Source organism: Corallococcus sp. AS-1-12 (genome assembly GCF_020036995.1).
Taxonomy (GTDB): domain Bacteria; phylum Myxococcota; class Myxococcia; order Myxococcales; family Myxococcaceae; genus Corallococcus.
This window is the reverse complement of sequence record NZ_JAIQDD010000005.1, coordinates 49,070-70,407: the sequence shown is the minus strand read 5'-3', so window position 1 is coordinate 70,407 and position 21,338 is coordinate 49,070. Positions and strand designations below refer to the sequence as shown.

Genomic DNA, 21,338 nt, shown 5'->3' with positions numbered 1-21,338 from the left:
CCGCCCGTCTTGAAAGGCATGCCACGTGGCCAAGCAGCACCTGCTCCTCGTCGATGGTGACGCGAAGAGTCTGCGCGTGATGGAGGTCAGCCTGAAGAAGGCCGGCTTCTCCGTCACGACTGCGATCCACGGCAAGGATGCGCTGGAGAAGGTCCAGATCAGCCCGCCGGACCTCGTGCTCGCGGACACCAAGATGCCGGAGATGGACGGCTTCGAGCTCTGCAAGACGCTCAAGTCCGACGAGCGCTTCAAGTTCATCCCCTTCGTCTTCCTGACGAACCAGAAGTCGGTCGAGTTCAAGGTGCGCGGCCTGGAGCTCGGGGGCGACGACTACCTGACGAAGCCCATCTACATCAAAGAGATCGTCACCCGCGTGAAGATGATCCTTCAGAAGGCCGAGAAGGAACGCATCGAGAAGCGCGAGACGACCAAGGGCGGCTTCGCGGGAAGCCTCGCCGACATGGGCGTCGTGGACCTGGTCCAGACCTTCGAGATCGGCCGCAAGACGGGCGTCATCTCCATCCAGGGCGAGCGCACCGGCGTCGTCTACTTCAAGGAAGGCCGCGTCATCGACGCGGAGCTGGGCCGGCTCAAGGGCGAGAACGCCTTCTACCGCCTGCTCAACACGTTCGAAGGCCAGTTCGACGTGCAGTTCACCACGTTGGACCGCCCGGAGCGCATCGAGGTCTCCACGCAGGGCCTCCTCATGGAGGGCATGCGCCGGCTGGACGAGTGGGGCCGGATGCTCGAGCAGCTCCCGCCGCTGGAGACGGTCTTCGAAATCGACTACCACCAACTGGCGGACCGCCTGTCGGAGATCCCCGACGAGGTGAACGGCCTCTTGCGCCTGTTCGACGGCAAGCGCGCGCTGTCGCGCGTGGTGGAGGACTCGGACTTCGAGGACCTGGCCGCGCTGGGCATCATCAGCAAGCTGTACTTCGAGGGCCTCATCCGCGAGCTGGGCAACGCGCCGCTGGAGCCCGTGCAGAGCAGCAAGCCGGGCATCGAGCAGTGGCTGAACGCCGCGCCGCCCATCCCCGTGGACGTCGCGCCCGCGCAGGAGCCCGCGCCCCAGCCCCACGCCGCGCCGGCCCCCGTGGAGCCGCTCCCGGTGGAGGCCGCGCCCGTGGCGGAAGTCCCGCCCGAGCCCGAAGCCGCGCCCGCGCAGCCCGAGCCCGTGGAGGAGGTCACGCCCGTGGCGGAGATGGCGCCCGCGCCGGTCTCCCCGCAGCCCGCGCAGGTCATCATCTTCCCGCCGCGCTCGCGTCCCGGCGAGGGCGCTCCGCCCCCGTTCGGACAGGAGGGCCAAGAGCCCGCGGTGCCGCCGCTGTCGCAGGAGGGCTCGGCGTTCCTCGTGGAGCCGCCGCCCGCGCACCGCGCGGTGGATCATGCGCGGCGCAGCCTGCTGCTCGACTGGAGCCGCGTGGACACGGAGGGCCTGAGCGCCTCCAGCACCTGGGGCCCGGGTTCGCCCTGGGGCGCCGCGGGCCGCGCGCCGGCCGCCGCGCCCAGCCCGTTCGCCTCGCAGCCCGCGCAGGCGCCCGTGGAGCCGCTGCCCTCGCGCCCGCCCATCTTCGGTGGCGCGGCCATCGCGCCCAGCCCGCTGGCGCCGGTGCCGCCGCCCACGCCGGCCCCGCCGTCCTCCGAGGTGACGCTGGTCAGCGGCACGGAGCCCTTCCACGACGAGGTGCCGGGGGAGGAGCCCGCGCCGCCGCAGCTCGCGCTGCCGCCGTATCCGGGCCACGGCATCGTGCCGCCGCAGGTGGCCCCCGTGGCGCTCAACGTCGAGTTCCCCGCGACGACGCCCTTCGACGCGCAGCCGGCCGCCATGGAGCCGGTGGACACCGCCGCGCAGGACGTGCCCGCCTCCGAGGCGTACTTCACGGAGCCCGAGCCCGCCACGCCCGTGCAGCCGTCCGCGGCGAGCGCGCCGGAGCCCGCCGCGAGCGCCCCGGTCAGCCCCGCGTCCACGAACAGCGCGGCCTCCACGAAGCCCGCTGCCTCCAAGCCCGCGCACGACGAGGACGACGCGGCGCTGATCGCCGCGATGAAGCCCAAGCGCACGGGCCTCTACGTCGCGGGCGGGCTGCTCCTGGTCGCGGCCGTGGCCGCGGTGGTGCTCTCCAAGGGCTCGGGCGGCGCCGAGACGCCCAAGCCGGACGCGCCCAAGGTGACGCAGCCCACGAAGCCCGAGGAGGCGCCCAGGCCGCCGGAGACGACGCCTCCGCCGGCCGTCACGCCGCCGCCCACGAAGACCGTGGACGCGGAGCCCGACGCGGGCGCGCCCCCGGCGAAGACCGTCACCGCCCCGGAGGCCGCGGGCACGCCGGTGAAGACGGCCACCCCCGAGCCCGCCGCCGTCCCCGACGCGGGCGCCGCTGTCGCCGTCGCCGTCGCCGTCACGCCGCCGCCCACGACGCCCCCGGAGCCCGCCGCGCCCAAGGCCACCTACGCGGACTTCATCAAGGACGGCCGCGCGGCGATGGCCCGCAAGAGCTTCAAGGCGGCCGTGACCGCCTACCGCAAGGCGCTCGCGCTCGACAACGACTCCATCGAGGCGAAGACGGGCCTGGGCATCTCGCTGGCCAACAACAGCAGCACCAGCGAGGCCGGCTACCGCGAAGCGGCCAGGCTGCTCCAGGACGTCGTCAACGCGGAGCCCAAGAACGCGAAGGCCTGGTTCTGGCTGGGCAGCTCGCGGCAGTTCTCCGGCGATCAAACCCGAGCGGCCGAGGCCTATAAGAAGTATTTGTTCCTCGAACCGACGGGAAGCTCGGCGGACGAGGTGCGTGCCCTGCTCAACGGGATGAAATGAGCAGGGGAGGCGGCCTGTCCGCCTCCTGCCCGCCCTTGTTGTCGGAGTCGTCGTGCTCGTCCTGGGACTTGAAACCTCGTGCGATGAAACCGCCGCCGCCGTCGTGGAGGACGGGCGGCGCGTCCTGTCGGACGTCGTCTCCACGCAGGTGGACATCCACCGCCGCTGGGGCGGCGTCGTGCCGGAGCTGGCCAGCCGCAACCACATCGTCCAGGTGATGCCCGTCGTCCACGAGGCCCTCACCCGCGCGGACAAGGCGCTGGACGACATCGACCTCATCGCCGTCACGTCCGGCCCCGGCCTCATCGGCGCGCTGCTCGTGGGGCTCCAGGTGGCCAAGGGCTTGAGCCTCGCCACCGGCAAGCCCTTCGTGGGCGCCAACCACCTGGAGGGGCACCTGCTCGCCATCCGCCTCCTGGAGGACGCGCCCGCGCCGCCCTTCCTGGGGCTCGTCGTCTCCGGCGGCCACACCAGCCTCTACGAGGTCCGCGACTACGGGAACTACCGCCTCGTGGGCCGCACGCGCGACGACGCCGCGGGCGAGGCCTACGACAAGACGGCGCGCATCCTCGGCCTGCCGTACCCGGGCGGGCAGCCCATTGATGAACTGGCACAGAAGGGCGACCCGGAGGCCATCCGCTTCCCGCGCGCGCTGCCGGGCGACAACCTGGACGTGTCCTTCTCCGGGCTGAAGACGTCGGTGCTCCACCACGTCCAGAAGCACGGCGTGCCGCAAGGGCAGGCCCTCCACGACCTGTGCGCGTCGTTCCAGGAGGCGGTGGCGGACGTGCTGTCGAAGAAGCTCGTCGCCGCGGCGAGGAAGCTGGGGCACGACCAGTTGGTGCTGTGCGGCGGCGTGGCGGCGAACTCGCGGCTGCGGGCGCTGTGCAAGCAGCGCGCGGAGGAGCGGGGCCTGCGCATGTTCCTGCCGCCGGTGCGGTTGTGCACGGACAATGGCGCGATGATCGCCGTCGCGGGGTATGAAGCGTGGCGCCGCGGCTTGCGCGGTGATTTCCGCCTCGCGGCCGACCCCGCCTGGCGCATGGAGTAGGGGCCCGACAGTGGAATCTCCGCGCGACATCCTCAAGCGCCACGGCCTGCGGGCCAAGCATAGCTGGGGACAGAACTTCCTCGGGGACCCGGACGCGCTCCAGGAGATCGCGGACGCGCTCGCGCTGCGCGAGGGCGAACCCGTGGTGGAGCTGGGCCCGGGCCTGGGCCACCTCACGCGCTTCCTCGCCGCCACCGGCGCGCGCGTCACCGCCGTGGAGCGCGACCGCGACATGGTGGCCGTGCTGGAGAAGGAGGCCATCCCCGGCGTGCGCGTGGTGCCCGGCAACGCCGCCACGGTGGACTTCGCCCAGGTGGCCGGCGCGGACGAAATCGCGCTCGTGGGCAACCTGCCGTACCACCTCACCAGCCCCATCCTCTTCCAGGTGCTCGCGCAGCGCGCCCGCATCTCGCGCGCCGTCTTCACGCTCCAGAAGGAGGTCGTGGTGCGGCTGGCCGCGGAGCCCGGCAACCGCGACTACGGGCTGCTCACGGTGCTGCTCGGCCTGCACTTCGACCTGGAGAACGTGCTCACGCTGGAGGCCTGGCGCTTCCATCCGCCCCCGAAGGTGGACTCCGCCGTGCTGCGCCTCACGCGGCTCAAGAAGCCCCGCGCGCCGCTGGTGGACGAGGCCCGCTTCACGCGGCTGGTGAAGGCCGGCTTCGCGCAGCGCCGCAAGACGCTCATCAACTCGCTCAAGTCCGACAAGGGGCTGGCGCCGCCGGACGTGCTGCTCGCCGCGCTCCAGACGGCGGGCATCGACCCGGGCCGCCGCGCGGAGACGCTCTCCCCGGAGGAGTTCGCCGCCATCGAGCGCGCCCTGGGCCCCGTCACCGCCATGGCCCCGCCGCCCCCGGACGCGCCGGAAGAGGACGGCTCACAGGAGTAGGGGACGCGGGGTGACGTTCAGCGCTTCTGGCCCAGCGCGGCCAGGAGCCCACCCTGCTGGGCGAGGTACGCGCGGAACGCGTCCTCGTCGATGCGCAGGCGCGCGAGCACGCCGCTGAGGACCTCGTCCACGGAGCCCTCCGGCCGGCGCTTCAGCTCGAAGGCCGTCTTCAGCAGGGCCACGCCATAGAGTGGATCCACGTCCACCGGAGGTGCGGGAGGGGCCGTGACCGGACGGGCGGCGGGCGCCGCTTGCGTCGTCTCCACCAGGTCCACCACCGTCTTCACCCGCTGCCTGCCGCGCATCTGTGGCCCGTCGCTCCCGCTGCCTGCGTGTTCGCGGGCACCGTAGGGGATGGCCTCGGAGCGCGCAAGGGCGGGGTGGCCCGGCGAAAATTGCCGGATGCACGCGGGCATGGTTGTGTTATCCGCCCCCCGCGCGCGCATCTGTCTCATGCGTGGCTTTTCCGGGGGCGGAGGCCTCGGGCCGATGGATCACCGCTACATCGTCGTCGAAGGCCCCATCGGCGTGGGCAAGACGAGCCTCACCAACCTCCTCACGGAGCGACTGGGCAGCCGCCGCATCCTGGAGGTGGTGGAGGAGAATCCCTTCCTCTCCAGCTTCTACGGGGACCGGGAGAAGTTCGCGTTCCAGACGCAGGTGTTCTTCCTGCTGTCGCGCTTCCGCCAGCAGCAGGAGCTCTTCCAGCAGGACCTGTTCCGCGCCGTCACCGTGAGCGACTACCTGTTCGCGAAGGACCGCATCTTCGCCAACCTCACGCTGGCCTCGGACGAGCTGGCCCTCTACGACCGCGTCTTCGAGGCCCTGGGGCCCCGCGTCCCGCAGCCCGACCTGGTCATCTACCTCCAGGCCCAACTGGACGTGCTGCTGCACCGCATCAAGAAGCGCGGCCGTGAGTTCGAGCGCAAGTTCGACGCGGGCTACCTGGAGTCGCTCACGCACGCGTACAACGACTTCTTCGCGCATTACCAGGACACGCCGCTCCTGGTGGTGAACACGTCGGACATCGACTTCGTGCACAACGAGGCGGACCGCGAGGACCTGATGAACGTCATCGCGAGCGTGAAGTCCGGCGTGCAGCACTACACCCCCAAGTCCCGCCGGGGCTGACGGCCACCGCCCGCCTGGCTGCCTGGCGCGGGTTGAACCCCCCACGCGGCCCCGAGGGCGTTAGAGTGCATCCGCGTGGAACCCCGGCCTCCGGCGATCCCCCCTGGGGACGGCGAGGGGCCTGACGCTCCACGCGGCTGTCCCACCCGTCTTGCCCACAGGAGGTGAACCGTGAAGGACAAGGTCACCATCCACACGCTGAAGCGCCTGAAGCAGTCCGGTCAGAAGATCTGCATGGTCACCGCGTACGACGCGACGTTCGCGCGCATCCTCGACGAGGGCGGCGCGGACGTGCTCCTGGTCGGTGACTCGCTGGGCATGGTCATCCAGGGCCAGGAGTCCACGCTGCCCGTCACCATGGACCAGATGGTCTACCACTCGGCGGCGGTGAGCCGCGGCGCGAAGCGGGCGCACGTGGTGGGCGACCTGCCGTTCATGAGCTACCAGGTGTCGCCAGAGGAGGCGGTGCGCAACGCCGGGCGGCTGGTGTCCGAAGGCAACGTGGGCAGCGTGAAGCTGGAGGGCGGCGCCGAGTTCGCCGACACCGTGCGCGCCATCGTCCGCGCCAGCATCCCCGTCATGGGCCACCTGGGGCTGACGCCGCAGTCGGTGCACAAGATGGGCGGCTACGTGGTGCAGGGCCGCGACGAGGACGCCGCGCGCCGCATGCTGGACGACGCGCTCGCGCTGGAGGCCGCCGGCGCCTACGCGCTGGTGCTGGAGGGCGTGCCGCTGGAGCTGGCGCGCACCATCACCCAGAGCCTCAAGATTCCGACCATCGGCATCGGCGCGGGCAAGCACTGTGATGGCCAGGTGCTGGTCTGCTACGACCTGTTGGGCATGAACCCGGACTTCAAGCCGAAGTTCGTGAAGCGCTTCGCCAACCTGCACGGGAACATCACGGAGGCCGCGAACACGTACTTCTCCGAGGTGCGCGCCGGCACCTTCCCGGACGAGGAGCACAGCTTCAAGGCCACCAAGGGCATCCGGCTGGTGACGCCCACGGCGGTCGTCGCGGACGCGGAGGGCGCTGGCGAGCCCGCGGAGAAGGTCGGCGGCATCTACGGGGCCCCGGTCTAGCCATGGCGCCCCACGTCCTGCGCACCGTTCCGGAAGTGAAGGCCTGGGTCGCGTCCCTCCAGAAGGAGGGCAAGACGCTGGCGCTCGTGCCCACCATGGGCTTCCTCCATGAGGGCCATGTCTCGCTCATGCGGGAGGGCGGCCGGCGCGCGGACGTGGTGGCGGCCTCCATCTTCGTGAACCCCACGCAGTTCGGTCCCCGCGAGGACCTGGCGCGCTACCCGCGCGACTTCGAGGGGGACCTGGCGAAGTGCGCGAGCGCGGGCGTCACGGCCGTGTTCGCGCCCGAGCCCGCGGCGATGTACCCCGCGGGCTACCAGACCTACGTGGAGGTCACGGAGGTCAGCCAGGGGCTGTGCGGCGAGCGGCGTCCCGGCCACTTCCGGGGCGTCGCCACCATCGTCACGCAGCTCCTGTCGCTGTTCCGGCCGGCCGTGGCGCTGTTCGGGGAGAAGGACTACCAGCAGCTCCAGGTCATCCGGGCGCTCAACCGCGACCTGCACCTGGGCGCGGACATCGTGGGCATGCCCACCATCCGCGAGCCGGACGGCCTGGCCATGAGCAGCCGCAATGCCTACCTGTCGGCGGAGGAGCGCCAGCGGGCGCTCGCCCTGTCCAGGGGCATGCGGGCGGCCCAGGCCCTGCTCGCCTCCGGCACCCGGGACACGCGGGCGCTCGTGGAGGCCGCCCGCCGTGAATTGCAGGCGGTGGGCCTGCGCGAGGACTACGTGGAGGTTCGGGACGCGGCGACGCTCTCACCCCTGGACACGGTGGCGCCCGGGCAGACGGCGCGCATGCTGGTGGCGGCCTTCTCGGGCACCACGCGGCTCATCGACAACATGCCGCTGGCCGGTTAGGAGACCCGGGACACGTTATGGCCGCTGGAAAGTCGAAGGGTGTGGGTGCGGAGCCGGGGGTGAAGCTCATTGCCGAGAACCGGCGTGCGCGCTTCGACTACACGGTGGATGAGAAGATAGAAGCCGGGCTGGAGCTCACGGGGAGCGAGGTGAAGTCGTTGCGTGAAGGGACGGCCAACCTGTCGGACGCCTACGCGCTCCAGAAGGGCACGGAGCTGTTCCTGCTCAACGCCCACATCGGCTCCTACAAGGCGGCCAGCGTCTTCGACCATCTTCCCACCCGGGGCCGGAAGCTGCTGATGCACCGGGCGGAGATCGACCGGTGGACGGCGAAGGTGCGCGAGCGCGGTTACTCCATCATCCCGCTCGTGCTGTACTTCAGGAAGGGCCGGGCCAAGGTGGAGCTGGGCCTGTGCCGCGGCAAGACGCACGAAGATCGCCGCCACGACATCAAGGAACGGGAGACGAAGCGGGAGATGGACCGGGAAGTGCGCCGTCGTTGAGGGCGCTCCCGCAACTCCTCCGCTGGACAGGCTGGAATGGACAAGAAGGTTTCCGACAAGAAGGAGCGGCTGCTGGCCGCGCTCGACCAGGGCATGGTGATGATCCACCTGGACGCGCGCCGCCCCGGCGTGCTCGTCCCCGCCAGCCTCCGAGGCGAAGCGCACCTGCGCCTCAACCTCTCCTACCGTTTCGAGCCCCCCGACCTCACGGTGGGCGAGTGGGGCGTGCGCTGCACGCTGAGCTTCTCCGGTTCGCGCTTCACGGTGGCGGTGCCCTGGTCGGCGCTGTTCGCCATCGCCAGCCACGTGACGAAGGAGTTCTGGATGTACCCGGAGGAGATGCCGCCGGAGCTGCTCCAGCAGCCCCCGGTGGCGTCGGCCTCCGTCGCGCGTCCGCCGCAGCCCGCGCCGGTGCCCGTGGCCGCGGAGAGGCCCCGCGCCTTCCTGCGCGAGGTGCAGTCCGAGCGCGCCGACGAGCCGGAGTCACGTCCGGAGGTGGCGCCTCCGCCGCCGCCCGAGGGAGGCCCCCCGGACGAGCCGCAGCCGCCGCGCCGTGGCCACCTGCGGCTGGTGAAGTAGGGCGGGCTCGAGGCGGAGCGTCAGCGCTTGAGCTCCGCCGCCACGTCCGACTTCTTGCCGCCCATGAACGACCCCGTCCAGACGCGGTAGCCCTTGAGCTTGAGCTGCACCGGGACGGAGCGCGAGGGGTAGACGTTGTCCATCACCAGCGGCGTCACGCCCACCTCCACGCCGTCCACCAGGACGGTGGCGCCGGAGGGCTCGCTGCGGATGGACAGGACCGCCGCCGGGAACCCGAGCGCGCGCAGCACCTGGGTTTCGTAGCGGGGCCACACGAACAGCGCGCCCCCCGCGAGCACCGCCGCGACGCCGAGCATCACCACCGCCGGTCCCCAGCGCCTGCGGGGGCGGGAAGGCGTCACGGGCTCGAACTCCGAAGGCGAGCTCTCCGCCCGGGGCGCGCGCTCCTCCAGCTCCAGGTCGCCCTGCGCCGCCTGACGGATGCTGGGCCGGTTCATCCGCGCCGGGTCGTCCACGTCCGTCAGGGACTGCGTGGCCAGCGCGGGCGCAGCCGGAGCGGCAGGGGAGGGCGCCTGCGCCCGGGCGCGCGCCGCCGGGTTCGCCTGCGCCCGGGACGCGGAGGCCACGGACACGGGCCCACTCGCGGGAGCCGCGCCCGCCTCGCTCCATCTCGCGGAAGGTCCACGTGTGCAGGACTCACAGGGCGAGTCAGGGGACTCCAGCGCCGAGCCGCACAGGGCGCAGGTGTGGACCACGGCGCCGCTCGCGGACAGTGAGACGGCCCCGGCTTGCGGGCTCCACGGCTCCTCTTCCTCCGCCGCCACGGGGACGGACGCCGGGGGCGCCTTCCACGCGGGCGAAGCAGCGGCGCCACCGCCATACGCCACCGTGACCGAGCGGGCGCCAGACGCGGACGGGATGCGCCCCGTGTCCACGCCCTCGCGCGGCACGGCGGACATCACGAACGACGCCGACTGCGACTCCGGGGCCTCCGCGAGCGCGGCGCGGGCCACGTCTCCCACGGACATGGGCAACCGGATGCCACGCAGGAAGGTGGCCAGCGCGTGCGACGACGCGGGCTCCCCCGTCTGCGCGAGCCACCGCGCCAGCGCCTCCGACACGTCCTCCGGCTCCGGGAAGCGGGCCGCCGGGTCGCGCGACAGCATGCGCAGCACCAGCGTGGCCAGCGACGCCGGCACGTCCGGCAGCGACGCGGGCGCGCGGTTGAGGATGGAGTACGCCACCGCCATCGGCTCCGCCGCCGCGGACCCGAACGGGTGCTGCCCCGCGAGCAGCTCCGCGAGGATGGTGCCCAGCGAGAACTGGTCGCTCAGCGCCGTGGCCGGCTCGCCCCGGAGGACCTCCGGCGCCGCGTAGGGCACCTTGCCCCTGAAGGCCCCGGGCTCCGTGCGCGACAGGCCCGCCAGCCGCGCGATGCCGAAGTCCGTGACCTTCACCTCGCCTTCGCGCGACACCAGCAGGTTGGACGGGGACACGTCCCGGTGCGCCGTCACCACCGGGTGACCGTCGTGCTGGCGGCGGTACGCGTGCTGCAATCCCGCCTGGGCCTGGCTCACGATGAACACCGCCAGGTGCGGAGGCACCCGCAGCCCCTGGCGCGTCACCGCGCGGATGAGCGCGCCCAGGTCCCACCCGTCCACCAGCTCCATCACCAGGAAGAGCCCCTCCGCGCTCTCCCCCACGTCATGCACGGTGACGATGTTCTGGTGCTGCAGCAGCATGGCCAGCCGCGCCTCGGAGACGAACATCCGGGAGATGTCCGGCTCGCGCGCCAGGTGCGGCAGCACGCGCTTGATGGCCACGGTGCGCTCGAAGCCCTCCGCGCCCTTCGCCACTCCCAGGAACAGCTCCGCCATGCCCCCCGTGGCCAGGGGTTGCAGCAGCCGGTAGCGTGACGTCACGGGGACCTCCGGAAGGACGCGGTGGGGCGCCTCACCCCTGCGACTGGGTGATGTCGCGCAGGTGCTTCCACGGATAGATGCCCGTGGCGTGCTGGTCGCTGAAGACGAACGCGAGCGCGTAGTTGCCCACCGGCTGCATCTGCAGCACGCGCAGGTTCGCGGGCACCTGCGAGGGGTCCAGCGTGCGCTTCGCCGTCCACTCGTCCACGCACGCGGCGCACGGGCACTGCTGGCGCAGCACCTGCGCGGTGGCGGTCGTCGTCACGCCGTCATCCCACGTCAGCGTCAGCGACTCGCCGTCCGCGGACAGCTTCGCATCCGTCGCGCTGACGGGCTTGGGCGCGGGCTTGATGCGATCCCAGAAATTGCTCACCGAATCCACCTTCCAAGGCTTTGGAGCAGCAGCCCCTCCCTACCATCCTTCTGGCGGAGTGGGGGACCTGCCGCGAAAGCGAAAGGGCCCGGGGAGCCAGGGCTTCAGGAAGCCAGCTTGACGGGCTGCCGGTGGCCCTCCAGCCGCACGCCCCGCTGGGCCAGCACCGCGCGCAGCGCCTGCACCACCCGGGGGTCCAACTGCGCGCCGCTCAGGTTGTCCAGGATCTCCATCGCCTTCTCCAGCGGCATGGCCTTCTGGTAGGGGCGCGTGGAGGTGCACGCGTCGAAGGTGTCCGCGCACGCCACGATGCGCGCGAGCATCGGGATGGCCTCGCCCTTGAGCTTGTCCGGGTAGCCCGTGCCGTCCCAGCGCTCGTGGTGGTGGCGCACGCACGCGCGCACCGAACCCAGGAACGTCACCGGCCCGATGATGGCGTCGCCAATGGCCGGGTGCTCGCGCATCAGGGACATCTCCTGGTCCGTGAGCCGGGACTGCTTGCAGAGGATGTTCTCCGGGATGCCAATCTTCCCGATGTCATGGAGGATGCCGCCGTACTGCAACTGCCGCAGCTCGCGCTCGGTGAGCTTCAGCTCCTTGCCAATCTCCACCGCCACGTCGCCCACCCGCTGGCTGTGGCCGCGCGTGTACGCGTCCTTGGAGTCGATGGAGTTGGCCAGCGCGACGATGGTCTCCAGGTAGCCCTTCTCCAGGCTCTCGTAGAGGCCGCGCGTCTCCATGTCGTACGCCATGAGCTGCTTGCTCATGTAGTTGAACGTCTGGGCCAGCTCCCCCAGCTCGTTCTTCTGCTTCAGGTGCACCTCCACGCCGAACTTGCCGCGCGCCAGCTCCAGCGACGTGGCGATGAACGTCTTCAGGGGCTGCGTGAGGTTGCGGGAGAAGATGGCCGCCAGCACCATTGCCACCAGGATGGCGCCGCCCAGGCCCAGGAGGATGCGCCGCTCCATGGTCTCCACCTGGCGGTAGGCGTGCTCCACCGGCTGCTCGGACACGATGGCCCAGCCCGCCTCCGGCAGCACCGAGTACGCGGACACCACCGCGTCGCGCCCCTCGCCGAAGTTGCCCACGTGGAACAGCTCCGTGTCGGGCGTGCCCTCGCGCTGCTTGAGCAGGTGCGCCAGGGGCAGCCGCTTCGACACGTCGTCCCCCACCGCGCCCAGGTCTCCGCCGCCGGTAATCAGGCGGCCGTGCCGGTCCGCCAGGTACGCGAACCCCGTGCTGCCCACGCGCTCCTGCGCCAGCATCTGCCGCAAGCCCGCGAGCGTGATGTCCGCGGCCATGTAGCCCTGCACCGGGTCGCCCACGGGGAACGCCAGCGTCACCACCGGCCCGCCGCCGCCTCCGCCGTGGGACGCCACCACGTCCGAGTAGCGCACCCCGGTGAGCCCCTCGTCCAGCAGGGCCCGCGCGCGCTCCTCGTGCTCCGCCACCCCGCTGGGCGCCATGTCGTGAACCGCGAAGGCCTGCAGCCCGGGCAGCCGCTGCCGGTCCGCGCCGAACACGGTGAGCGCCAGCAGCTCCGGGCGCTGGTTGAGCACCGCCGCGATGTGCAGCCGCTGCGTGTCGCGCGGCAGGCTGAAGAAGCCGCCCGGCACGCTGGACAGCCCCACCACGCGCTCCGTGGGGTCCTCCAGGAAGCTCTCCGCCTTGAGCCGCAGTTGCTTCACGCGCTCCTGCGCCAGCTCCTGCGCGTCGCGGATGAGCAGCTCGCGCGTATGGGACACGGACAGCCAGCCCACCATCAACGTGGGGATGATGCTGACCACCAGCATCAGGAGGAGGATGGCTTTGAAAAGTCGCACGGGGTGGCTCCTCGCTCGGGGCAGGCGGCTACTTCTGCCAACCGTCCTTCACCTTGACGTTGAGTTCGAGCGAATCCGCGGCCAGCTCGAATCGCCGTGTCTGGGAGGGCAGCGACCGCCCCTGCTCCGGACTCACCGCCGTCACCGTCCAGCGATAACGGCCCGCGGGCAGCGCCGGCAACGTCCATTGCCGCGCGGCCAGCACCGTGCGCACCGGCGCCGGCGCCGCTCCCCCCTCCACGCCCTCCGCGACGACCTCCACCTCGTAGCGCGTGGCGCCCGCGACGGGGTTCCACGCCAGCGTCACCGGCCCCAGCAGTCCGCCGCCCCCGGCTCCGGCCGCGGGCTTCAGCGTGAGCCGCGCCTTGTCCGCGGGCTGCGTGGGCTGCGGCGCGCCGGGCGGCTCCGGCAGCACGGTGCCCTGCTGCACGCGCACGGACTCGCCCCGGGCCAGCACGCGGGTGGCGTGCTGCGCCTCCACGGTGACGGGAGGCCCCTGCCGGTGGGTGACGGTGGTGGTGCCGCCGTCATGGTCCACCTCCACCGTGAAGTTGGAAGGCTGGGGCGGGTTGAGCAGCGCCCACGCCTCGTCCGCCTTGTGCAGCGCGTCCGCGTACCGCGCGGCCTGGAAGTGCGCCTCCGCGTCCTTCAGGCGGGACTCGGCCTCGCGGCGGCGCGCGTCGTCCGGCGCGGCCTTCACCGCCGCGCGCGACATCTCCAGCGCCTTGAGCGCCGTCTGCGGCTCCGTCCCGGGCGCCTTCCGGGGCGCCGCCGCGGCGCCGCTTCCAGCAGGGGCCGTGCCGTCCGGAGGCTCGCGCCCCACGGCGGTCGGTGCGGTTGACGGCACCACGGACAGCCCCATCCACGCGCTCAGCCAGAGGGCGGCCTTCATTGGAATTCAATCTTCCTGCCCGCTCGAACCGTGGCGGATGGGGTGGTGACGGACAGCGACTGGGTGGCCGGCTTCTCCAGCGTGGCGTCCACCCGTCCCCGCAGGACGGTGACGTCCGTTCGCAACTTGCTCTCCGCGATGCCCACCAGGGAATCGCCCCCCAGGTGCAGCGTGCTGCCATTGGCGAACACCACCTGGGCGCTGGCCCCGGCCTCGGTGCGGACCTTGTCGTTTTCGTAGAGCGGCAGCTCGTCGCGCGCGGAGCTCCACTCGTCCGCCACCGCGCGTTTGATCTGCACGTCCCCCGTCAGCCCCCGCAGGTGCGCGCGCGGCACGGGCGGAGGCAGGGGCGCCTCGGCGGGCCCTCGGGGCTTCTCATCGGCGGTGCAGCCGGGAGGAAGGGCCATGAGTGCGACCGCGAAAAGCAGGGGAGGCCAGCGTCGTGCGTTCACCAGAGGGGTCTTCCTGAAAACCACTCTACCCGGAATCGCCGCGCCGGAAGGGCCCCCAGCCCCCTCCCGTTCACTCTTGCCCGCCTACTCCAGCCGCCTGTGCGCCAGGCACGGCAAATTCCGCCGGATGCGTGCCTGGAGCTCCGGGTCCACCGGCGCCAGCGCCAGGCCCTCGCCCTCGGAGGCCCGCGCCGTCACCAGCCCCCACGGGTCCACCACCATCGCGTGGCCGTAGGTCAGCCGCTGCGCCGAGTGCCGCCCGCCCTGGGCCGGGGCCAGCACGTACGCCTGGTTTTCAATGGCCCGGGCGCGCAGCAGCACCTCCCAGTGGTCCTTGCCCGTCATCATCGTGAAGGCCGCCGGCACCGCGAGCAGCGTCGCCCCGTCCTTCGACAGCCGCCGGTACAGCTCCGGGAAGCGCAGGTCGTAGCAGACGCTCATGCCCAGCCGGCCCACCGCCGTGTCCGCCGCCACCACCTCCGTCCCCGGCGCCACCGCCGCGGACTCCTGGTAGGTGGCACCGTCCCCCACATCCACGTCGAACAGGTGCATCTTCCGGTAGACGGCCAGCCGGGCGCCGTCCGGGCCGAACAGGACGCTGGTGTTGTAGAGCCGGCCGCCGGGCGCCCCGTCCTCCAGGATGGAGCCGGCCAGGAGCGTCGTCCTCGTCCCCCGGGCCAGCTCCGCCATCCGGCTCAGGGTGGGGCCGTCCAGGGCCTCCGCGGCGGAGGGGCGCTCGGGCTCCGGGCCCATCCAGGAGAAGTTCTCCGGCAGCCCCACCAGGTGGGCGCCCAGGGAGGCAGCCTGGCGCACGAGGCGCGTGGCCACATCCAGGTTGTGGGCCTTGTCCGCGGTGGACACCATCTGTGCGGCGGCGATGAGGTGCATGGGGGCGTTATAACGCCACCGGCGTCACTCGGAACCCCTGGGAATCCTTCAGTCCCCGGGGGCGTTTGACCCGGCGCCTCGGGGTGTGTCCTTCCTTTACACCCCGAGGGGGCGTGTGTTACGGACGCCTCGACATTTTTCGAACGCATCACATCGAAAAGTGGGCCGCCGTGCCCGCTTTTCGTGTTTTTGGAGACCTGTTTCCTGGCCATGGAGCCGAAGAACATCAAACAGACGGTGGAGGAGAAGGCGGCGGCGCTGCTGGATCCCATCGTGGCGAACGAAGGCCTGGAGCTCCTGGACGTGGAGTACGTCCGCGAGCGTGAGGGCTGGGTGTTGCGGCTGTTCATCGACAAGCCCGGTGGCCGGGTGGGTCTGGACGAGTGCTCCCAGGTGTCGCGCGCCGTGGATCCGGTGCTCGACGTGGAGGACTTCATCCCCCAGGAGTACAACCTGGAGGTGTCCAGCCCCGGGGTGAACCGGCCCTTGAAGAAGCCGGCGCATTTCGAACGGGTGAAGGGACAGAAGGTCAAGGTGAAGACCTTCGGCCCGCTGGGCGATCCTCCGCGGAAGAACTTCAGCGGCACGCTCACCGAAGTGGCGGCCGACGCCATCTCCGTGGACGTGGAAGGGGGCGGCGTGTTCGCCATCCCCTTCAAGGACATCGCCAAGGCCCATCTGGAGTTCGAGTTCTAGAAGCCGACATACAGGGGACCCTGTTCGCGCCAGGGCCGCCCGTGGACCCATTTTCGGAGAAGACACAGCCATGCCCACGCCCGCCAACCCGGCCGTCAACCTCAACCTCGTCCTGGATCAGGTCGCCAAGGACAAGGGCATCGAACGGGCCGTGCTCATTGCCACCCTCGAGGACGCGATGAACACCGCGGCCAAGAAGCACTTTGGCCAGGACCGCAACCTGGAGGCCAAGTACGACCCGGAGAAGGGCGTCGTGGAGCTCTTCCAGGCCATCACCGTGGTCGCGGAGATCACCGACCCCGTCCAGGCGGTGAACCAGATCACCATGGACGAGGCCCACAAGAAGGGCATGGAAGTGGAGCCCGGCGACGAGCTCGTCTTCCAGATCTTCTACCGGGACGAGGACGCCGCCGAGGCCAAGGCCCAGGACGACCAGTACGGCGACATCCTCCGCCTGAAGACCTTCCGCCGCGGCTTCGGCCGCATCGCCGCGCAGACGGCCAAGCAGGTCATCCTGCAGCGCACCCGCGACGCCGAGCGCGAGAACGTCTTCAACGAGTACAAGGACCGCAAGAACGAGATCGTCACGGGCATCGCCCGCCGGTTCGAGCGCGGCAACATCGTGGTGGACCTGGGCCGCGCGGAGGCCGTGCTGCCCGTGCGTGAGCAGGTCCCGCGTGAGACCTACCGCCCGGGCGACCGCGTCCAGGCGTACGTGCTGGACGTGCTGCGCGAGTCCAAGGGCCCGCAGATCGTGCTGTCGCGCGCGTCCGTGAACCTGCTCACCAAGCTCTTCGAGATGGAGGTGCCGGAAATCGCGGAGGGCATCGTCGTCATCGAGGCGGCGGCCCGCGAGCCGGGTGGCCGCGCGAAGATCGCCGTGTCCAGCCGCGACTCGGACGTGGACCCGGTGGGCGCGTGCGTGGGCATGAAGGGCAGCCGCGTGCAGGCGGTGGTGCAGGAGCTGCGCGGGGAGAAGATCGACATCGTCCCCTACGACGAGGACCCGGCGCGCTTCGTGTGCTCGGCCCTGGCCCCCGCGGAGGTCAGCCGCGTCATCATCGACGAGGCCAACCACGCCATGGAGCTCATCGTCCCGGACGACCAGCTCTCGCTGGCCATTGGCCGGCGCGGGCAGAACGTGCGCCTGGCCGCCCAGCTCACCGGCTGGAAGCTGGACATCAACAGCGAGAGCCGCGTGCGGGAGATGCGCGAGTTCGCCAGCCGCTCGCTCGGCGCCCTGCCGGGCGTCAACGAGATGCTGGTGGAGACGCTCTACGCGCACGGCTTCCGTCAGGCGCGCGACGTGGCGGACGCCAACGCGGAGGTGCTGGCGCAGATCCCCGGCATCGACCCCGCCCGCATCGCCTCCATGCAGGAGGAGGCGCGCAAGCGCATGGTGGAGGACCAGCAGGAGCTGTCGCGCATGGACTACGAGCGCGAGCAGGCCCGGCTGGCCGAGGCCCGCCGCCACCCGGACGAGCTGTCGCAGCCGGAGCGCATGGCGCGCGTGCGCGGCGTCGGTGAGAAGACCATCGAGCAGCTCATCCTCGCCGGCTACCGCACGGTGGAGGACATCGCGAACGAGAAGGACCTCACCCGCCTGGGCGACGTGCCGGGCGTGGGCATCAAGAAGGCCCGCCAGTTGAAGAGCGCGGCGGAGAACTATCTGGTGGAGGAGGCCAAGCTGCGCGCGGAGCTCAACGCGGAGCGGGGCATGCTGGCATCGGCAGGCGGGTCGGAGGGCGCGGAAGCGGCCAAGGCACCGTAACGACAGGGGGTAGGAGGATGCGCCGCGCAACCAAACGGCCCGGGACACATCCCATGGAAACCACGGCGTCAGGTCCGGTCAGGACCTGCGTCGGGTGTGGTTCTCGCAAGGCACAGGCGGAACTCACCCGGTTCGTGGTAGGTCCCCAGGGCGGCGTGGTGGCGGACAGGCGGCGGAGGCTGCCAGGGCGGGGGGCGTACCTGTGCGGTGCCGGTTGTCTGACGGCAGCGCTCAAGCGTAAGGCGCTGGGCAGGGCCTTCCGGGGCAAGGCGGGGCAGGTCGACCCGTCGGCGCTCGGACAGGCTTGGGAGTGAGGGCGGGTGGGTGGAGAGGTTGCGGGGAGAGGTGGTTGTTAAGCACCACTCGCACACAATTTCGGCTTTGGACTAGGGTGCTCGGCCTCGTCGTCGGCGGAGCAGAAGGCCAATCAAGGTATGTCGAAGAAGCGCGTTCACGAAATCGCCAAGGAGCTCAAGAGCCACGGGATTGAGCTCGACAACAAGGAGGTCGTGACCGAGCTCGCCGGGCTTGGTTACGACGTCAAGAGCCACTCGTCCTCGCTGGACGATGATCAGGCCACTGCCGCGGTCCAGAAGATCCTGGACAAGCGCAAGCCCAAGCAGGCAGCCCCGCCCGTCGCCGCCAAGGGCTTCGTGGTGCGCCGCAAGGTCGGTCCTCCCGCGGGCGCGTCCGCCCCGGAGAGCCAGGACGCCTATGCGCAGGCGAACGAGCCCGCCTACGAGCCGGAGCCCGCGCAGGAGCCGCAGGCCGCCGCCCCCATGGAGCCGGAGCCGCAGCAGGCGCCTGCCGCCATGGAGCCGCCGCCCACCGCCGTGGAGCAGGCCCCCGTGGCCCGCGCTCCGGAGGCCCCGGCCGTGACGGCCACGCCGCCGGAGACGACCGTCGCCTCCATCGCCGCCGCCCCGGAGGCGCCGCAGGCGCCCGAGGCCCCGGCCGCCCCGCCTGTTGCCGCAACCGCCACCCCGCCCGTGACGCCGCCGTCCACCCCGCCTCCCGCGGCCGTGGTGGAGACGCCCCGGGCCGCCGAGCCGACCCCGGCCACGGCGACACCGCGCAGTCCTACGCAGGAGAGTCCCCGCTTGCCCAACCCCCCTACGCGCTCGCCGGTCCCGCCCACCGCACGGACGCCTTCTTCCACGTCGACGTCCGCGACGGTCATCTCCCGAGGTCCCGGCTACGTGCAGCGTCCGGGTTCCACGGGCGGGCGCCCTGGTGGGCCGCCGGGCAGCCGTCCGGGTGGTCCGGGTGGTCCCGGCAGCCGTCCGGGTGGTCCGGGTGGGCCGGGCAGCCGTCCTGGCGCGCCCATGCAGGGCCGTCCGGGTGGGCCGCCCATGAACCGTCCGGGGGCGCCCATGCAGGCGCGTCCGGGCCAGACGGGGCCGGTGCGTCCGTCCTCGCCGCCCACGGCCGGTGGTACGGGGGCCCCGGTGCAGCCGACCGGCCCGACCATCATGGTCGGCGGCGTCCCGCACGCCCAGGTCGCGCCCACGCCGGGCGCCCAGGCGCGCCCCACGGCCACCCAGGCCGTGGTGATTTCGCGCCCGCTCATCCAGGTCCGCCGCGTCACGCCCACCACGACCCAGGCCAAGCAGTACCCCATGGCCCCGGGCCGCACGGCGCTGGGCACGGAGAAGCGCGAGTACAAGGTCGTCCCGGATCACCTGGGCCGCGGCCGCGAGCTGGTGGACGTCTCCAAGAACAAGGAGCGTGGCCAGCGCAAGCGCACGGGTCCTGAGACCACCAGCGTGTCCAAGCAGGAGCTGTCGGACATGGTCTGGGGCCGCATCCAGATCCCCGTCCGCGGCAAGAAGCGCAAGCCCACGAAGAAGGGCGCCAAGACGCAGATCACCCAGATGGCCGAGGAGAAGAAGGTCATCAAGCTCCAGGAGGGCATCAGCGTCTCCGACCTGGGTCAGCGCATGGGCATCCGCACCGCGGAGCTCATCAAGAAGCTGATGGGCATGCAGAAGATGGCCACGGCGAACCAGATTTTGGACGCCGACACCGCGGAGCTCATCGCCACCGACTACCACTGGAAGGTCGAGCGCGTCGGCTTCGAGGTGGAGGACTACCTGCCGGAGGTCGAGGCCCGGGCCGAGGACGAGCGTCCCCGTCCGCCGGTGGTCACCATCATGGGCCACGTCGACCACGGCAAGACGAGCCTCCTGGACGCCATCCGCCAGGCCAGCGTGGCCGCGGGCGAGGCGGGCGGCATCACCCAGCACATCGGCGCGTACAGCGTGTCCACCGCGCGCGGCGACGTCACCTTCCTGGACACCCCGGGCCACGAGGCCTTCACGTCCATGCGCGCCCGTGGCGCCAACGTGACGGACATCGTGGTGCTGGTGGTGGCCGCGGACGACGGCGTGATGCCCCAGACCATCGAGGCCATCAAGCACGCCAAGCAGGCGGAGGTGCCCATCGTCGTCGCCATCAACAAGATGGACGTCCCGGGCGCCAACCCCGACCGCGTGAAGAAGGACCTCGCGAGCCAGGAACTGGTGCCGGAAGAGTGGGGCGGCGACACCATCATGGTGCCCGTCTCCGCGAAGACGAAGATGAACCTGGATCTCCTCCTGGAGAACCTGGCGCTGCAGGCGGAGGTGCTCGAGCTGACGGCGAACCCGTCGCGTCCGTCCGTGGGCGCCATCGTGGAAGCGAAGCTGGAGCGTGGCCGCGGCCCCGTGGCCACGGTGCTGGTGCAGGAGGGCACGCTCAAGCTGGGCGACGCCATCGTCACCGGCACGCACTACGGCCGCGTCCGCGCCATGAACAACAGCCGCGGCGAGGCGGTGAAGGAAGTGAAGCCGGGCTACTGCGCGGAGGTCGTCGGCCTGTCCGGCGTGCCCACCGCGGGTGACGCCATCAACGTCGTCTCCGACGAGAAGGCGGCCAAGCAGATCGCCGACCACCGCGGCATGAAGGAGCGGCAGGCGGAGCTCAGCAAGGTCAGCCGCGAGTCCCTGGACCAGCTCTTCGCCAAGACGAAGGCGGGCGGCGGCCCCAAGGAGCTGCGCGTCATCATCAAGGCGGACGTGCAGGGCTCCGCGGAGGCCGTGCGCCAGGCGGTCGAGAAGCTCACCACGCACAAGGTGCGGGTGGTCATCATCGACGCGGGCGTGGGCGCCATCACGGAGACCGACGTCATGCGCGCCGCCGCTTCCAAGGGCGTCGTGCTGGGCTTCAACGTGAAGCCGGAGTCGGGCTCCGAGGCCGCGGCCAAGGCGCAGCAGGTGACGCTGCAGAGCTACTCCATCATCTACGAGCTCATCGACGGGGTTCGCACGGAGATGGAGGGCCTCCTGGAGCCCATCCGCACCGAGCGCAAGCTGGGCCGTGCGGAGGTGCGCAACACCTTCAACGTGCCGAAGCTGGGCACCATCGCCGGCGCGGCCGTCCTGGACGGCGTGATGAAGCGCGGCTCGTTCGTGCGCCTCATGCGCGAGAACAAGCAGCTCTTCTCCGGGAAGATGGCGTCGCTGCGCCGCTTCAAGGACGACGTGAAGGAAGTCGCGCAGGGCTTCGAGTGCGGTATCGGCATCGAGAACTTCAACGACCTCAAGGCCGGCGACATCATCGAGGCCTACGAGATCGAGGAGACCCGGCAGAGCCTCTCGTAATCCTGAGAGGCGCA

General features: G+C 71.3%; 19 protein-coding genes. 12 read left to right on the top strand and 7 right to left on the bottom strand.

Translation table 11 applies throughout. The features are described 5' to 3' along the window. Positions 1-25: 25 nt before the first annotated feature. The 3 genes from K8556_RS09955 to rsmA are packed head-to-tail and all read left to right on the top strand — an operon-like array spanning position 26 to position 4,755. A complete protein-coding gene (locus tag K8556_RS09955) occupies positions 26-2,815 on the top strand; it encodes a response regulator (RefSeq protein ID WP_223739803.1) in 2,790 nt (929 codons plus the stop codon). 52 nt (positions 2,816-2,867) lie between these two features. Further along, a complete protein-coding gene (tsaD, locus tag K8556_RS09950) occupies positions 2,868-3,866 on the top strand; it encodes a tRNA (adenosine(37)-N6)-threonylcarbamoyltransferase complex transferase subunit TsaD (RefSeq protein WP_223739802.1) in 999 nt (332 codons plus the stop codon). A 10-nt stretch (positions 3,867-3,876) separates the two neighbouring features. Beyond that, the gene (gene rsmA, locus K8556_RS09945) at positions 3,877-4,755 is read left to right on the top strand and encodes a 16S rRNA (adenine(1518)-N(6)/adenine(1519)-N(6))-dimethyltransferase RsmA (RefSeq protein ID WP_223739801.1); all 879 of its coding nucleotides are present in this window, start codon (positions 3,877-3,879) and stop codon (positions 4,753-4,755) included. A 17-nt stretch (positions 4,756-4,772) separates the two neighbouring features. Here rsmA and K8556_RS09940 read toward each other — a convergent pair whose 3' ends face one another. Continuing rightward, on the bottom strand, positions 4,773-5,060 hold the full coding sequence (locus tag K8556_RS09940; RefSeq protein ID WP_223739800.1) for a hypothetical protein: 288 nt from the start codon (positions 5,058-5,060) through the stop codon (positions 4,773-4,775). A 184-nt stretch (positions 5,061-5,244) separates the two neighbouring features. On the opposite strand from K8556_RS09940, the gene K8556_RS09935 reads away from it, so the two are divergent. The 5 genes from K8556_RS09935 to K8556_RS09915 all read left to right on the top strand — a co-directional run bounded on the left by K8556_RS09935 (position 5,245) and on the right by K8556_RS09915 (position 8,905). Then, positions 5,245-5,886, top strand: coding sequence for a deoxynucleoside kinase (locus K8556_RS09935; RefSeq protein WP_223739799.1), 642 nt, complete (start codon positions 5,245-5,247; stop codon positions 5,884-5,886). Positions 5,887-6,057: 171 nt separating this feature from the next. Beyond that, on the top strand, positions 6,058-6,966 hold the full coding sequence (gene panB, locus K8556_RS09930) for a 3-methyl-2-oxobutanoate hydroxymethyltransferase (protein ID WP_223739798.1): 909 nt from the start codon (positions 6,058-6,060) through the stop codon (positions 6,964-6,966). Between the two features lie 2 nt (positions 6,967-6,968). Next, complete coding sequence (gene panC / locus K8556_RS09925) at positions 6,969-7,823, top strand: pantoate--beta-alanine ligase (protein ID WP_223739797.1); 855 nt, start codon at positions 6,969-6,971, stop codon at positions 7,821-7,823. A 17-nt stretch (positions 7,824-7,840) separates the two neighbouring features. Next, positions 7,841-8,326, top strand: a complete 486-nt coding sequence (gene smpB, locus K8556_RS09920) for an SsrA-binding protein SmpB (protein ID WP_014398822.1) — start codon at positions 7,841-7,843, stop codon at positions 8,324-8,326. 36 nt (positions 8,327-8,362) lie between these two features. Continuing rightward, complete coding sequence (locus K8556_RS09915; RefSeq protein ID WP_223739796.1) at positions 8,363-8,905, top strand: ClpXP protease specificity-enhancing factor SspB; 543 nt, start codon at positions 8,363-8,365, stop codon at positions 8,903-8,905. 20 nt (positions 8,906-8,925) lie between these two features. On the opposite strand, the gene K8556_RS09910 is transcribed toward K8556_RS09915, so the two are convergent. The 6 genes from K8556_RS09910 to K8556_RS09885 all read right to left on the bottom strand — a co-directional run bounded on the left by K8556_RS09910 (position 8,926) and on the right by K8556_RS09885 (position 15,216). Further along, a complete protein-coding gene (locus K8556_RS09910; protein ID WP_223739795.1) occupies positions 8,926-10,788 on the bottom strand; it encodes a serine/threonine-protein kinase in 1,863 nt (620 codons plus the stop codon). Between the two features lie 31 nt (positions 10,789-10,819). Beyond that, complete coding sequence (locus K8556_RS09905; RefSeq protein ID WP_223739794.1) at positions 10,820-11,161, bottom strand: DUF971 domain-containing protein; 342 nt, start codon at positions 11,159-11,161, stop codon at positions 10,820-10,822. Positions 11,162-11,265: 104 nt separating this feature from the next. Continuing rightward, positions 11,266-12,984 (bottom strand): HD domain-containing phosphohydrolase, encoded by a 1,719-nt coding sequence (locus tag K8556_RS09900; RefSeq protein WP_223739793.1) that lies wholly within the window; start codon positions 12,982-12,984, stop codon positions 11,266-11,268. Positions 12,985-13,012: 28 nt separating this feature from the next. Beyond that, complete coding sequence (locus tag K8556_RS09895) at positions 13,013-13,876, bottom strand: peptidoglycan-binding protein LysM (RefSeq protein ID WP_223739792.1); 864 nt, start codon at positions 13,874-13,876, stop codon at positions 13,013-13,015. Continuing rightward, entirely contained in the window at positions 13,873-14,283 is a 411-nt protein-coding gene (locus K8556_RS09890; RefSeq protein ID WP_223739791.1) for a FecR family protein, read from the bottom strand. The genes K8556_RS09895 and K8556_RS09890 overlap by 4 nt, the downstream gene beginning before the upstream one ends. A gap of 129 nt (positions 14,284-14,412) precedes the next feature. Next, entirely contained in the window at positions 14,413-15,216 is an 804-nt protein-coding gene (locus K8556_RS09885; protein ID WP_223739790.1) for a carbon-nitrogen hydrolase family protein, read from the bottom strand. 210 nt (positions 15,217-15,426) lie between these two features. Between K8556_RS09885 and rimP the strand changes: the two genes are divergently transcribed. The 4 genes from rimP to infB all read left to right on the top strand — a co-directional run bounded on the left by rimP (position 15,427) and on the right by infB (position 21,324). Then, positions 15,427-15,912, top strand: a complete 486-nt coding sequence (gene rimP / locus K8556_RS09880) for a ribosome maturation factor RimP (RefSeq protein WP_223739789.1) — start codon at positions 15,427-15,429, stop codon at positions 15,910-15,912. 70 nt (positions 15,913-15,982) lie between these two features. After that, on the top strand, positions 15,983-17,683 hold the full coding sequence (gene nusA, locus K8556_RS09875) for a transcription termination factor NusA (RefSeq protein ID WP_223739788.1): 1,701 nt from the start codon (positions 15,983-15,985) through the stop codon (positions 17,681-17,683). Positions 17,684-17,700: 17 nt separating this feature from the next. Then, positions 17,701-17,997, top strand: coding sequence for a YlxR family protein (locus K8556_RS09870; RefSeq protein ID WP_370639907.1), 297 nt, complete (start codon positions 17,701-17,703; stop codon positions 17,995-17,997). 120 nt (positions 17,998-18,117) lie between these two features. Next, a complete protein-coding gene (gene infB / locus K8556_RS09865) occupies positions 18,118-21,324 on the top strand; it encodes a translation initiation factor IF-2 (RefSeq protein WP_223739786.1) in 3,207 nt (1,068 codons plus the stop codon). Positions 21,325-21,338: the final 14 nt, after the last annotated feature.